13 protein-coding genes are annotated in these 14,163 nt (G+C 58.9%); 5 read left to right on the top strand and 8 right to left on the bottom strand.

Features of this window, described 5'->3' with window-relative positions:
* Positions 1-11: 11 nt before the first annotated feature.
* On the bottom strand, positions 12-305 hold the full coding sequence (locus J7E41_RS24265) for a putative quinol monooxygenase (protein WP_214996829.1): 294 nt from the start codon (positions 303-305) through the stop codon (positions 12-14).
* A 123-nt stretch (positions 306-428) separates the two neighbouring features.
* On the opposite strand from J7E41_RS24265, the gene J7E41_RS24270 reads away from it, so the two are divergent.
* Both J7E41_RS24270 and J7E41_RS24275 read left to right on the top strand, forming a co-directional pair.
* Positions 429-1,355, top strand: a complete 927-nt coding sequence (locus J7E41_RS24270; protein ID WP_214996830.1) for a LysR family transcriptional regulator — start codon at positions 429-431, stop codon at positions 1,353-1,355.
* A gap of 137 nt (positions 1,356-1,492) precedes the next feature.
* Entirely contained in the window at positions 1,493-2,206 is a 714-nt protein-coding gene (locus tag J7E41_RS24275; protein WP_214996831.1) for an ArsR/SmtB family transcription factor, read from the top strand.
* Here the strand turns inward: J7E41_RS24275 and J7E41_RS24280 are convergent.
* Complete coding sequence (locus tag J7E41_RS24280) at positions 2,203-3,156, bottom strand: adenosine deaminase (RefSeq protein ID WP_214996832.1); 954 nt, start codon at positions 3,154-3,156, stop codon at positions 2,203-2,205. The two genes, J7E41_RS24275 and J7E41_RS24280, sit on opposite strands and share 4 nt — an antisense overlap.
* A 194-nt stretch (positions 3,157-3,350) precedes the next feature.
* Between J7E41_RS24280 and J7E41_RS24285 the strand changes: the two genes are divergently transcribed.
* Positions 3,351-4,439 carry a calcium:proton antiporter gene (locus J7E41_RS24285; RefSeq protein ID WP_214996833.1) on the top strand — a complete coding sequence of 363 codons (1,089 nt, stop codon included), beginning with the start codon at positions 3,351-3,353 and terminating at the stop codon, positions 4,437-4,439.
* A 162-nt stretch (positions 4,440-4,601) separates the two neighbouring features.
* Here J7E41_RS24285 and J7E41_RS24290 read toward each other — a convergent pair whose 3' ends face one another.
* The 6 genes from J7E41_RS24290 to J7E41_RS24315 all read right to left on the bottom strand — a co-directional run bounded on the left by J7E41_RS24290 (position 4,602) and on the right by J7E41_RS24315 (position 10,925).
* The gene (locus tag J7E41_RS24290) at positions 4,602-5,960 is read right to left on the bottom strand and encodes an 8-oxoguanine deaminase (protein ID WP_214996834.1); all 1,359 of its coding nucleotides are present in this window, start codon (positions 5,958-5,960) and stop codon (positions 4,602-4,604) included.
* A 147-nt stretch (positions 5,961-6,107) separates the two neighbouring features.
* On the bottom strand, positions 6,108-6,794 hold the full coding sequence (locus J7E41_RS24295) for an SDR family oxidoreductase (RefSeq protein ID WP_214996835.1): 687 nt from the start codon (positions 6,792-6,794) through the stop codon (positions 6,108-6,110).
* Between the two features lie 387 nt (positions 6,795-7,181).
* A complete protein-coding gene (locus J7E41_RS24300; RefSeq protein WP_214996836.1) occupies positions 7,182-7,763 on the bottom strand; it encodes an IMPACT family protein in 582 nt (193 codons plus the stop codon).
* 12 nt (positions 7,764-7,775) lie between these two features.
* Complete coding sequence (locus tag J7E41_RS24305) at positions 7,776-8,435, bottom strand: TetR/AcrR family transcriptional regulator (RefSeq protein WP_214996837.1); 660 nt, start codon at positions 8,433-8,435, stop codon at positions 7,776-7,778.
* Positions 8,436-8,522: 87 nt separating this feature from the next.
* A complete protein-coding gene (locus J7E41_RS24310) occupies positions 8,523-9,917 on the bottom strand; it encodes a uracil-xanthine permease family protein (RefSeq protein WP_214996838.1) in 1,395 nt (464 codons plus the stop codon).
* An 87-nt stretch (positions 9,918-10,004) separates the two neighbouring features.
* Positions 10,005-10,925: a LysR family transcriptional regulator gene (locus tag J7E41_RS24315; RefSeq protein ID WP_214996839.1), complete on the bottom strand. Its 921-nt coding sequence runs from the start codon at positions 10,923-10,925 to the stop codon at positions 10,005-10,007.
* Between the two features lie 126 nt (positions 10,926-11,051).
* Here J7E41_RS24315 and J7E41_RS24320 point away from each other — a divergent pair, with 126 nt between their 5' ends.
* Both J7E41_RS24320 and J7E41_RS24325 read left to right on the top strand, forming a co-directional pair.
* Positions 11,052-12,401, top strand: a complete 1,350-nt coding sequence (locus tag J7E41_RS24320) for an aspartate aminotransferase family protein (RefSeq protein ID WP_214996840.1) — start codon at positions 11,052-11,054, stop codon at positions 12,399-12,401.
* Between the two features lie 72 nt (positions 12,402-12,473).
* Positions 12,474-13,967: a CoA-acylating methylmalonate-semialdehyde dehydrogenase gene (locus tag J7E41_RS24325; protein ID WP_214996841.1), complete on the top strand. Its 1,494-nt coding sequence runs from the start codon at positions 12,474-12,476 to the stop codon at positions 13,965-13,967.
* Positions 13,968-14,163: the final 196 nt, after the last annotated feature.

Here is a 14,163-nt window from a genome sequence, read left to right on the forward strand (position 1 = left end):
GAGATCAGTGATCAGCCGAGGAACTTCAGGCGCTTGAGCTCGAAATGCTCAATCACGTCAGCGGCCTTGGCGCGGAAGCTTTGGATGTGGGCGCTCTGGTCGTGAGCGTCCAGCGCGGCGTCGTCGTTCCAGCGCTCGAGCATGTAGAAGGTCTCGGGGTGTTGCAGGTCCTGGTGCAAGTCGTATTGCTGGCAACCGGCTTCGGCGCGCGTAGGTTCCAGCAGCCCGCGAAGCAATGGTTCGAGGGTGTCTTGTTGACCGGGTTTGGCAATCAGCGTGGCGATGACGTTAAAGGCGGCGGACATATTCGGCTCCAGGCACGTGATGAACAGGATGGACAGATGATTGGCTATTTCTCTTGAAGATAAAACCCGCTAAAAGAGCAGTCTCTTTCAATTTTTTATTGATAATCGGCCGAGACGATCAGCATGCTGCGTTTTGATGATTTGCAGTTATTTGTCCGCGCGGCGGACCTGGGTAGCCTCTCCGCCGCGGCGCGGGTCATGGACATGTCGGCAGCGGTGGCCAGTGCAGCGTTGAAGCGCATTGAGCAGCAACTGGGGGCGCGACTGTTGGCACGCTCCACCCGCAGCCTGCGCCTGACGGCGGAAGGCGAGGGGTTTCTGGAGTACGCCCGCGCGGCCTTGAGTTCCCTGGACGAGGGGCGCCGGTTATTAGCCAGCGGCCAGGACCAGGTCAGTGGTGTCTTGCAGCTGTCGGCGCCGTCGGACTTGGGCCGTAATCAACTGCTGCCCTGGCTGGATGAGTTCCAGAGCGAATACCCCAAGCTGAGCGTGCGCCTGCTGTTGGGCGATCGCATTGCCGACTTGTTCCGCCAGCCGGTGGACATCGCCCTGCGTTACGGCGAACCCGAGGACTCCAGCCTGATTGCCTTGCCCATCGCCCCGCAGAATGTTCGGGTACTGTGCGCCGCGCCCAGCTACCTGGCCCGACATGGCGAACCTCGTCATCTGGAGCAACTGGCCCAGCACAATTGCCTGCTGTACATGCTCGGCAGCCGGGTGCATGACCATTGGAGTTTTCACGACGGCAAGCGCGAGGTCAGCCTGACGGTGACGGGCGACCGTTTCAGTGACGATGCCGACGTGGTTCGGCGATGGGCCGTGGCGGGTGTCGGCATTGCCTATAAGTCCTGGCTGGACGTCAGTGCTGATGTGTTGGCCGGGCGTCTGCGCCTGCTTCTGCCGGAGCTGCAAGGTGAGCGCACGCCGCTCAATCTGTTGTGTGCCCATCGCGCGCAGTTGAGCAAGCCGATCAACCTGCTGCGGGAAATGCTCGTGTCCCGTTGTGCGAAGTTGACCGCGCAGTTGCCAGACCGATTGATCGCTACGTAATAACCTCGGCAATTGCGGGACTTTTCACTCGACGCCTGTCTGTGATTGGACTGTCAGACGCCGCGGAACCGGGTGTTTTCGCGCCTATACTTTTCCGCGCAGAGCAGCAGACAAATGATTCAACAGGGAGTGAATACATGGAACAGGCACCTTGCATCAGCCAGATCGCCACACTGCTGGCCGACCGCAAACGCACCGCGATGATATGGGCATTGATGGACGGCTCGGCTAAACCTATTGATGAGTTGGCGCACCTGGTGGGGGTATCGCCTGCGTCGGCTAATGCCCACCTGACGCTGTTGGCGGCCGGCGGTTTGTTACATGTCGAGGCGAGGGGGAAAAAGCGTTTTTTTCGGATGGCCGCCCCCGACGTAGGCGCCGCCGTCGACGCACTGGCCAGTGCTACGGTGGCTAGCGCGGCACGCAGTAAGCCGCTGGTGGTCAAGGCTCTGGTTGCACCGGCGTCACTGCTCCGTGCCAGACTTTGCCAGGGACATTTAGGGGGCCAAGTGGCGGCGGCGCTTTATCAACGCATGAGGGCGGCCGGGTGGGTTGAGCGCCAGGAGCAACGGGTCCAGGTAACCCCCAAAGGCGCGCTTAACTTGGCGGGCTTCGGGATTTTTACCCAGGCATTGGCGCAGGGCTGCAATTCGCCCATTGCCTGTGACTGTTTCGATTGGAGTGAGCAACAGCCACATCTAGGTGGCGCATTGGGCGCCGGCTTATTGCAGCTGTTCATGCAGTCGGGCTGGATCAGTCTGATCAATGAGTCACAGGCGTTGCAGATTACCGAAGTGGGGCAGCTGGAAATTGCCCGGCTGGCCGCTGCCCCTACATCATTAGGTGATTAAGGCTTCACCAACCGCGCATCCAGGCTGTTTTGCGCCAGGCGTTTGGCCTGGTCCTGGGTCATGCCCAAAGAGGTGTGCAGCGCATGGAAGTTCTCGGTCACATAGCCACCGAAGTACGCCGGGTCGTCCGAGTTCACCGTGACCTTCACGCCACGCTCAAGCATGTCGAGGATGTTGTGCTGGGACATGTCGTCGAACACGCAGAGCTTGGTGTTGGACAACGGGCACACGGTCAGCGGGATCTGCTCGTCGATGATCCGCTGCATCAGGCGCTCGTCTTCGATGGCACGCACGCCATGATCGATACGCTGGATCTTCAGCAGGTCGAGGGCTTCCCAGATGTATTCCGGCGGGCCTTCTTCGCCGGCGTGGGCGACGGTCAGGAAGCCTTCGTGACGGGCGCGATCGAACACTCGCTGGAACTTGCTCGGTGGGTGGCCCATTTCGGAGCTGTCCAAACCAACGGCGACAAACGCGTCACGGAACGGCAGCGCCTGGTCGAGGGTTTTCTCGGCTTCTTCTTCGCTCAAGTGGCGCAGGAAGCTGAGGATCAGACCGCTGGTGATGCCCAGTTGCTGCTCGCCATCTTTCAAGGCGGCCGCGATACCGTTGAGCACCACTTCGAACGGCACGCCGCGGTCGGTGTGGGTCTGCGGGTCGAAGAAGGGTTCGGTGTGGATCACGTTCTGCGCCTTGCAGCGCAGCAGGTAAGCCCAGGTCAGGTCGTAGAAGTCCTGGGAAGTGCGCAGTACATCGGCGCCTTTGTAATAAAGGTCGAGAAACTCTTGCAGGTTGTTGAAGGCATAGGCCTTGCGCAGGGTTTCGACGTCGTTCCACGGCAGCGCGATCTTGTTGCGTTCGGCCAGGGCGAACAGCAACTCAGGCTCCAGCGAGCCCTCCAGATGCAGGTGTAATTCAGCCTTGGGCAGGGCGTTGAGCCAGTCGTACATTTATAAGTTCTCATCAGGTGCAATAGCGGCATTCTACAGGCCAAGACTGAAATAATCGGCAAAACCTGACCAAACGGTGAGCATTCGCTTTCTTCGCGCAAGCGGTGAGTGGACTAAGGTGTAACGAAACGTTAGCGGCGTGATGCAGTCTGTACCCCATCCATGACTGATTTGCCGTTCGAAAAAGGTTCGTAATGCTCACATCCCTCAAGCAAGAAAAGTTCATGCTGCTGGCGCTGATTGCCGCCATCGCTGCCTACCCGATGGAACACTGGATGCTCCATAGCGGGCAGAAAGTCGCGCTGCTGGGCGGCCTGGTGCTGATCGGTTTCATCGTCGTGGCCTCGATGCGCGTGGCCCATCACGCCGAGCAGTTGGCGGAAAAGGTCGGCGATCCTTACGGCACCATGATCCTGACCCTCGCCGCCGTACTGGTGGAAGTGGTGATCCTGGCGATCATGATGAGCAATGAGCCGTCACCGACGCTGGTGCGCGACACCATCTATTCAGCGGTGATGCTCGACATCAACGGTATCCTCGGCCTGGCGGCATTGATGGGCGGCATCAAGCATGGCGAGCAGTCCTACAACGATGACTCGGCGCGTACCTATAGTGTGATGATCCTCACCGCTATGGGGGTTTCGATGGTGGTGCCGGAATTTATCCCCGAGGGTGACTGGAAGATTTATTCGGCTTTCACCATCGGTACGATGGTGGTGTTGTACACCTTGTTTTTGCGGATGCAGGTCGGGCCTCACAGTTACTTTTTCAGCTACAGCTACCCGGAAAAGCGCCGCAAAAAACAGCCGGAAGAAGAAAACCCGCCGATCAGTCTGGCGTTCTCGATCGCTACCTTGGTGTTTGGGGTGATCGTGATTGGTGCACTGGCCGAGGTGATGTCCAAGACTCTGGACCTTGGCCTTGAAGGAACGGGTGCTCCGCCGGTGATCACTGCAATCCTGGTGGCCGCGATTTCCGCAGCCCCGGAGATTTTGACCGCGTTGCGGGCGGCGTTGGCCAATCGCATGCAGTCGGTGGTGAACATTGCCCTGGGCGCTTCGTTGTCGACGGTGATCCTGACGGTGCCGGTGATGGAAGCCATGGCGTTGTACACCGGCCAACCGTTTCAGATGGCGATGACGCCGGTGCAGACGGTGATGGTATTTATCACGCTGATCGTCAGCGCGATCAACCTCAACGATGGCGAAACCAACGCCATCGAAGGGATGACCCATTTTGTGTTGTTTGCGACGTTTATCATGTTGTCGCTGTTGGGGTTGTAACCGCCCTTCAGAACGCAGCACATTCAATGTGTGCGGGCTTGTGTGGGAGCGGGCTTGCTCGCGAAGGCGGTATATCAGTCAACATCTGTATCGACTGAATCACCGCCTTCGCGAGCAAGTCGAATCGTCGCACCGCCGCTCCCACATTTGATCGGGCCGGGCTCAGGTTCCGCTGATCAAGGCGCGCGCCGCCTGGCTGTGATCGGCAATCAAGCCTTTGAGGTCCAGTCCTTCGACTTGCCCATCGATCACTCGCCACTTGCCACCCACCATCACCCGATCCGCCCTATCGGCGCCGCACAGCAGCAGCGCCGAAATCGGATCGTGACTGCCGGAGAAACGCAGCTCATCGAGCTTGAACAGTGCCAGGTCAGCCTGTTTGCCTACGGCCAACTCACCGATATCGCTACGGCCGAGCAATTGCGCCGAGCCTTTGGTGGCCCAACCCAATACCAACTCCGGTGTGATCTTTTCTGCACCGTAGCGCAGGCGTTGGATATACAGCGCCTGGCGGGTTTCCAACATCATGTTCGAGGCATCGTTGGAGGCCGAACCGTCTACCCCCAGGCCAATTGGCGCACCGGCTGCGAGCAGGTCCAGGGTTGGGCAAATGCCCGAGGCCAGGCGCATGTTGGAGCTTGGGCAATGGCAAATCCCGGTACCCGCCGCGCCGAGCCGCGCAATCTCGTCCGGGTTGAAGTGAATGCCATGGGCCAGCCAGGTGCGCGGTCCGAGCCAGCCGACGCTGTCCAGATAATCCACGGTACGCAGGCCGAAGCGCTGCAGGCAGAAATCTTCTTCATCGAGGGTTTCTGCCAGGTGGGTGTGCAGGCGTACGTCAAGGCCGTTGGCCAGTTCGGCACTGGCGGCCATGATTTCCTGGGTGACGGAGAACGGTGAGCAGGGCGCCAGGGCGATCTGGATTTGCGCGCCGTCGCCCCGTTCGTGGTACTGGGTTATCAGGCGCTGGCTGTCGGCCAGGATGACTTCACCCTGTTGCACGGTTTGTTGCGGTGGCAAGCCACCGTCGGCTTCCCCCAGGCTCATGGAGCCGCGGGTCAGCATGGCGCGCATGCCCAGCTCGCGCACGCTGTCGACTTGCACGTCGATGGCGTTTTCCAGACCATCGGGAAACAGGTAGTGATGATCGGCGGCCGTGGTGCAGCCCGAAAGCAGCAGTTCAGCCAGGGCGACTTTGGTGGCCAGCGCCAGTTTCTCGGGTGTGAGTCGCGCCCATACCGGGTACAGGGTTTTCAACCATGGGAACAGCGGCTGATTGACCACCGGGGCCCAGGCACGGGTCAGGGTTTGATAGAAGTGATGATGGGTGTTGATCAGCCCGGGCAGGATCACATGCTCGCGGGCATCGAAGACTTGTCCACAGGCGCTGGCAGGTTCTTGCCCCAGGCCGAGGACTTCGACGATCACGCCATCCTGCACCACCAGGCCGCCACGGGCGTCGAGGGTATTGGCGGTGAAAATCGCGAGAGGGTTTTTTAACCAGATACGGGTCGCAGGCATTGGCCGGCTCCTCTGAATGATGGGTTCAGGTTTGCCAGCTCAGTGTTGCCCTGTCTGCTGATCCAGGGTCGCCGGGAAGGGCGAGAGGTGGAGTTTACGTGCGGATCGTTATCGCAGGCAATCGGGCGATAACGATCCGGGTGATGTTTACCAGGGAATGCTCTGGCCCAGGTAGTCGATGAAGTGATGGCCGCCCTTGCCGGTGTAGGCATTCACTTGCTTGACCAGGCCACGGACGCTGGTCTCGACGTCGATGTGTGCGTCTTCTCCGCCCATGTCGGTTTTTACCCAACCTGGGTGCAGGGACAGTACGGTCAGTTTCTGATCACTCAGTTGGGTGACGAAGCTATTGGTCATGGAGTTCAGCGCGGCCTTGCTGGCCTTGTACAGCGCCAGGTCCGCACCATCTGGGATGGCAACGCTGCCCAGCACGGAGCTCATGAACGCCAGCACACCACTGTCCGGACGAATCTGCCCGACAAAGCGTTGGGCCAGGTTGATCGGTGCCACGGCATTGGTGAAAAACAGCTGGCCGACTTCTGCCTGCGTCGCGTATCCGGGTGTTTGATTGGCTGGGCCTTTGACACCGGCGTTGACGAACAGCAAGTCGAAGGTCTGTGCTTTGAGGCGTTGGCTCAGGGCGATCACGGCGTGTTGATCATCCATGTCCAACTGCTCGACCTGTACATTGCCCAAGGCCTTCAAGGCATCAGCCTTTTGTGGGTCGCGTACGGTGGCGGTGACTTGCCAGCCGTCGCCCAGCAGTTGCTTGACCAGACCAAGGCCCAGGCCCCGGGAGGCGCCGATGATCAATGCGGTTTTTGGCGTAGGCATGAAGGGCTTCCTTTTGAGTGAAGGTTCAGGAGTTCAGTGGACAACAGTACCTCAGTCTTCACGGCAGTAAAGTCTAATGGGCTGATCAAAAAATGCACAGTTGTCCGCAAGCGTTGCCGCCCCTACTGCCTGCGCACTCTTGCACGGGTTATCCACAGGTTCCTCCACAGGAATTGTGCGCAAGCTTGCGGGCTGGGTATAAGCGCTGCATTACTTTGTTCTAAAGGCGATATACAACCTAACTGACTGTTTTAGAGCTGGATTAATACTTTCGTGTGCTCACCTGAGCAAAAATTGAACAACACCTTCAAGCCCTTGTGACAGAAGGGTTACAGGCGAGTGTGCTCAGGTTATCCACAGGCAGGTGCACAGTAGGTGTGGGCAGTTTCAGCGTTGCAGCAGGATGCGTCCGCGGCTCAGGTCCGCCAGTTGTGTCTGCAAGGTGTTGATCTGCGCTTCGCCCAGCGCTAATTGCAATTCCACGCCGTTGGCGGTGAAGGTTTCTTCCACCACCAGCCCGCCGAGTTCGGCGACGCGCAGTTTCACCAGCGTCAGTTCGGCAAAACCACAGGCACAGCTCAGGGGGACGCGGTTGATCAACTCGATTCGCTCGGCATTCTGCAGGCATTTATTGGCACCGCCGCCATAAGCTCGGGCCAACCCGCCGGTGCCCAACTGGATGCCGCCGTACCAGCGGATGACCAGCACTGCCACTTGATCAAATGCCTGGGCCTCGATAGCTGCCAGGATCGGGCGTCCGGCTGTGCCGCCGGGCTCGCCATCGTCGTTACTGCGGTACTGATCGGCCAATTTCCAGGCCCAGCAGTTGTGCGTGGCATTGAGATCACTGTGCTGATCGATAAACGCCTGGGCGTCCTGAGGGCTGGAGATTGGAGTGGCAAGCGTGATGAAGCGGCTTTTGCGTATTTCTTCGCGAAACTCGCAAAGGCCGGTAAGTGTGAAAGGCATGAGTCGCTTCGTTTAGAGGGCTGGCTTGATGCCGCAGCCTTTGAGAATGATGTGGATAAGGTTGGTGCCGGCATCTTCCATGTCCTGTTTGGTCAGCTTGGTGCGACCGGTGACACGGCAGATCTGGGTGGCGAAGTCGGCGTAATGTTGGGTGCTGCCCCAGAGCAGGAAGATCAGGTGCACCGGATCTACCGGGTCCATCTTGCCGGTGTCGATCCAGGCCTGGAACACCGCTGCCCGGCCGCTGAACCAGGCACGGTAGTCCTGGCTGAAATATTCGGTCAGGCATTCGCCACCGCTGATGATCTCCATGGCGAAGATCCGCGAGGCTTGGGGCTGGCGCCGGGAAAATTCCATTTTGGTACGGATGTAGCGAGTCAGCGCCTCGGCAGGATCGTCCTCGGCGGTCAGCGCGTTGAACGTACTGTCCCACAGTTCGAGGATGTTGCTGAGGACGGCGATGTACAGTCCCAACTTATTGGTGAAGTAATAGTGCAGGTTGGCTTTGGGCAGCCCGGCACTCGCAGCGATCGTGTTCATGCTGGTGCCTTTGTAGCCATGGCGGGCGAACTCGTCTTCGGCGGCCTGAATGATCGCTTGTTCGTTCTTTTGCCGAATGCGGCTCGCAGGTTTTCCAGCGTGGTTGCTATGGGCAGGAACTTCTAGGCTCATGGAGGTTTCCGTGCAGATCGATGAATGCGACGTGTGCACAGATAACCCACCCTCAAGCCTCAGACAAGTCCCGATACGATAAAACCTTTAAAGCGATTCCAGGGGGTCGCTTTCCAGTGCCTGTTTTGCGCCAACTGTCGTGGCCTTGGCTTCGGGCAACAGTAGGCACAGCACAATCGCGGTCAGCCCGCCGCTGGTGATGGCTGAGTCGAACAGGTTCTGTACCAGGGTTGGCATCAGATGCAGCAAGTTCGGCTGGGCGGCAATGCCCAAGCCGACGCCGAACGAGGTCGCGATAATCAACATGCTGCGCCGGTCCAGCGGGGCCTGGGCGAGAATACGTACGCCAGCGGCGGCGACGCTGCCGAACATCACCAGGGTTGCACCGCCCAGGACGGGTTTAGGGATTTGTTGCAGCACCGCACCAATCAGTGGAAACAGTCCGAGACAAAACAGCACCACACCGATGTACAGGCCGACATAACGACTGGCGACGCCGGTCAGTTGGATGACGCCATTGTTCTGGGCGAAGGTGGTGTTGGGAAAGGCGCTGAAGGTGGCGGCAATCATGCAACTGACGCCATCCCCCAGCACGCCACCCTTGAGCCGGCTTATATAAGACGGGCCAGTGATGGGCTGGCGAGCGATCATGCAGTTGGCGGTAAGGTCGCCGACGGTTTCGATGGTGCTGATCAGATAAATCAGCGCGACTGGCAGGAAAGCGCTCCAATCGAAATTGAAGCCGAAGCGAAAGGGCGTCGGCAGGCTGATCAGCGGCAGGTCGGGCAGCGGTTGGGGCACCAGTTTGCCGCTGAACCAGGCGGCAAGGCTGCCCAGCACGAGGCCGATGATGATGGCCGAGAGGCGTACCCATGGCGTGTTCGAACGGTTAAGCAGGATGATCGTTAACACGACGAACAGGCCGAGGGCCAGGTTGGTGGGGGCGCCAAAATCAGAAGCATTGAATCCGCCGCCCAAATCCGTGATGCCAACCTTGATCAGGCTGATGCCGATCAGGGTGATGACAATCCCGGTAACCAGGGGTGTGATCACTCGTCGCAGTTGGCCGATAAAACGGCTCAACACTATCTGCACCACTGCGCCGAAAAAGCATACGCCGAAGATCATCGCCAGGATGTCTTCCGGGCTACCGCCGCGTTGCTTGACCAGAAAACCGGCCGACAGTACTGCACCGAGAAAAGCGAAGCTGGTGCCTTGCAGACAGATCATTCCCGCACCGATACCAAACGGCCTACGGGCTTGTATGAAAGTGCCGACACCCGAAACCATCAACGCCATGCTGATCAAGTAGGGCAGGTGGGCGGTCAAACCCAAGGTGGAGCCGATGATCAGCGGCGGGGTAATGATCCCGACGAAACTGGCCAGCACATGTTGCAAGGCGGCAAGTAATGCGGGCAGTGGTTTCGGACGATCGTTGAGGCCGTAGATCAGATCACTGGTGCTGGAGGATTCTGGCGGCATGGCAGGCAAACTCGAGGCTGACGGTTCAAGGTCCTCATGCCTTGCAAAAAACTGTCCATGTGCTCAGGTTTTTCTGTAAGGCCCGTCTCAGCGGGTCGCCGCCAGGCTTTCGAGAAAACTTTCCAGCACCAAATGAGGGCGACGGCCCTTGCGCGTGACCGAAGCGAGGCTCAGGTCATAAAAACGCACGGCGGGTTTCAGGGCGCGCAGACGTCCTTGCTGCACCCAGAGGCTGGCGTAGTGATCCGGCAAATAGCCGATGTAGCGGCCGGTCAGGATCAGGAAGGCCATGCCTTCACGGTCGGAGGCGCTGGCGGTGCAATTGAGGGCCTGATAGTGAGCCTGAATCTCGGCGGGCAGGCGGAACGTCGGCGCAATTGCGTCCTGGCTGTTGATGCGCTCATCGTCCAACTGCTTGTCGTCGGCATAAAACAAGGGATGACCGACGGCGCAGTAGAGCAGCGAGCGCTCGCTGTACAGCGGTTGGTACTCAAGACCCGAGAGGGCGCTGGCCTGGGGGACTACGCCAACGTGCAGGCGACCGTCGAGCACGCCTTGTTCCACTTCGTTGGGGGCGATCATGCGGATCTGGATCTGCACGTCCGGCCCGCGTTCTTTCAACTGCGCCAGGGCATGAGTGATGCGCATGTGGGGCAGGGTGACCAGGTTGTCGGTCAGGCCGATGATCAGTTCGCCCCGCAGGTGCTGGTGCAGGCCGTTGACCTCGGTGCGGAAGCTTTCAAGGGCACTTAATAGCTGCAATGCCGATTGGTAGACCTCGCGCCCTTCCTCGGTCAGGGAAAAACCGGCGCGCCCTCGTTGGCACAGGCGCAGACCCAGCCGTTGTTCGAGGTCGCTCATCTGTTGGCTGATGGCCGAACGACCGATGCCCAACACGGTTTCCGCTGCCGAAAAGCCGCCGCATTCCACCACGCTGCGAAAGATGCGCAGCAGGCGGATATCGAAGTCGCTGACTTGCGCCAGGGGATCGGGGCGACGGCTGCTCATAGTTTAGTGAAGGCCTGACTGAAGGTTAGAAGAGTTGAATTTCACCGACTTTATCCCCGTGGCAATTTAGCTGCAACAACGCTTTTCGAATCCCTACGCTGCCTTTTGCCTTGCGAGGTTTTGCTCATGAACATGCCCGAAAACGCTCCGTCCTCTCTGGCCAGCCAATTGAAGCTGGATGCTCATTGGATGCCGTACACCGCCAACCGTAACTTTCATCGCGACCCCCGCCTGATCGTAGCGGCTGAAGGTAGTTGGTTGACCGATGACAAGGGACGCAAGGTGTATGACTCGCTGTCGGGTCTGTGGACCTGTGGCGCCGGGCACACCCGCAAGGAAATCCAGGAAGCGGTCGCCAAGCAACTGGGCACTCTGGACTACTCGCCGGGCTTCCAATACGGTCATCCTTTGTCATTCCAGCTGGCAGAAAAAATCACCGACCTGACCCCGGGTAACCTGAACCATGTGTTCTTCACCGACTCCGGCTCCGAGTGCGCCGATACCGCGGTGAAGATGGTGCGTGCCTACTGGCGCCTGAAAGGCCAGGCGACCAAGACCAAGATGATTGGCCGTGCCCGTGGTTATCACGGTGTGAACATTGCCGGTACCAGCCTGGGTGGCGTCAACGGCAACCGTAAGATTTTTGGTCAGGCAATGATGGACGTTGACCATCTGCCTCACACCTTGTTGGCGAGCAATGCCTTCTCCCGTGGTATGCCAGAGCTGGGCGGTATCGCTTTGGCCGACGAGCTGCTCAAGCTGATCGAGTTGCACGATGCATCCAACATCGCCGCAGTGTTTGTCGAGCCGATGGCCGGCTCCGCTGGTGTACTGGTGCCGCCACAGGGTTACCTCAAGCGTCTGCGTGAGATCTGTGACCAGCACAACATTCTGTTGGTGTTCGACGAAGTGATCACAGGCTTCGGTCGTACCGGTTCGATGTTTGGCGCCGACAGCTTCGGCGTGACTCCAGACCTGATGTGCATTGCCAAGCAAGTCACCAACGGCGCGATCCCGATGGGTGCAGTGATTGCCAGCACCGAGATCTATCAGACGTTCATGAACCAGGCGACGCCTGAGTACGCAGTGGAATTCCCCCACGGTTACACCTACTCGGCGCACCCGGTGGCCTGCGCGGCTGGCCTGGCGGCACTGGATTTGCTGCAGAAGGAAAACCTGGTGCAGAGCGTGGCCGAAGTCGCACCGCACTTTGAGTATGCGCTGCACGGCCTGAAGGGCAGCAAGAACGTGATCGATATTCGTAACTATGGCCTGGCCGGTGCGATCCAGATCGCCCCGCGTGACGGTGATGCCATTGTGCGGCCGTTCGAAGCAGGCATGGCGTTATGGAAAGCCGGTTTCTACGTGCGCTTCGGCGGCGATACCCTGCAATTCGGGCCAACCTTCAACAGCAAGCCACAGGACCTGGATCGCTTGTTCGATGCGGTCGGCGAAGTGCTGAACAAGATCGACTGATTTCTCCTTCTATATAGAACACATCAGGCGCGACGAGACTTGCGCCTGTGGACAACTTTTCAGGAGCCCTGCATGAGCCTTATCCAGCATTTGATCAACGGCGAACTGGTGACCGATACCGGTCGCAGCGCTGATGTGTACAACCCGTCCACTGGCCAAGTGATCCATCAAGTGCCGCTGGCCAGTCGCGAAACTATTCAAAGTGCTATCGACTCGGCCAAGGCGGCGTTTCCCGTGTGGCGCAACACGCCACCGGCCAAGCGTGCTCAGGTGATGTTCCGTTTCAAGCAGTTGCTGGAACAGAACGAAGCGCGCATTGCGCAGTTGATCAGTGAAGAACATGGCAAGACCCTGGAAGACGCCGCTGGCGAGTTGAAGCGCGGTATCGAAAACGTCGAGTACGCGTGTTCGGCGCCGGAAATCCTCAAGGGTGAGTACAGCCGCAACGTCGGCCCGAACATTGATGCCTGGTCTGACTTCCAGCCGTTGGGTGTGGTGGCCGGTATCACGCCGTTCAACTTTCCGGCGATGGTGCCGTTGTGGATGTACCCGTTGGCGATCGTCTGCGGTAACTGCTTCATCCTCAAACCGTCGGAGCGTGATCCAAGCTCGACGCTATTGATTGCACAACTGCTGCAGGACGCCGGCTTGCCTAAAGGCGTGCTGAGCGTGGTGCATGGTGACAAAGGCGCGGTGGATGCACTGATTGAGGCGCCGGAAGTCAAAGCGCTGAGCTTTGTAGGTTCTACGCCGATCGCCGAGTACATCTATTCCGAAGCCACCAAGCGTGGCAAACGTGTGCAAGCGTTGGGCGGGGCGAAGAACCATGCGGTGCTGATGCCGGATGCGGATCTGGATAACGCGGTCAGTGCCTTGATGGGCGCGGCTTATGGTTCTTGTGGTGAGCGTTGCATGGCGATCTCGGTGGCTGTGTGTGTGGGTGATCAGGTGGCTGATGCACTGATCGCCAAGCTGGTACCGCAGATCAAGGCGTTGAAGATCGGTGCGGGTACGACTTGTGGTTTGGATATGGGGCCGCTGGTTTCTGGTCAGGCGCGGGACAAGGTCAGTGGCTATATAGAAGACGGTGTATCTTCGGGTGCTGAGCTGGTGGTCGATGGTCGTGGCTTGAGTGTTGCCGGTCATGAAGATGGCTTCTTCTTGGGCGGCTGTCTGTTTGATCGCGTGACCCCTGAGATGCGCATCTATAAAGAAGAGATCTTTGGACCGGTGCTGTGCGTAGTTCGGGTGAACAGCCTGGAAGCGGCGATGCAACTGATCAACGATCACGAGTACGGCAATGGCACCTGTATCTTCACCCGTGACGGTGAAGCGGCGCGTCTGTTCTGCGATGAGATTGAAGTGGGCATGGTTGGCGTTAACGTGCCGTTGCCGGTGCCGGTGGCTTATCACAGCTTCGGTGGCTGGAAGCGTTCGCTGTTTGGCGACTTGCATGCGTATGGGCCGGACGGGGTGCGTTTCTATACCCGTCGCAAGGCAATTACCCAGCGCTGGCCGCAGCGGGCCAGTCATGAAGCGTCGCAGTTCGCCTTTCCTAGCCTGTAAATAGAAAGGCTGAAGGCCGGCTCCTTGGAGCCGGCCTTCGTGTTTTCGGGCTTTTTTGACCGATATGACAGATTTGTGAAATTAGGGGTTGACGGCAGATTCTGGAAGTCTATAATTCGCCCCACTTCCGGCGCAGTCGAAACTGAAAACTCCTTGGTAAACAAAGAGTTATGTAGGTTTCGACAGCGAGCTGCTT

Source organism: Pseudomonas fluorescens (assembly GCF_018614655.1).
Lineage (GTDB): Bacteria > Pseudomonadota > Gammaproteobacteria > Pseudomonadales > Pseudomonadaceae > Aquipseudomonas > Aquipseudomonas fluorescens_BX.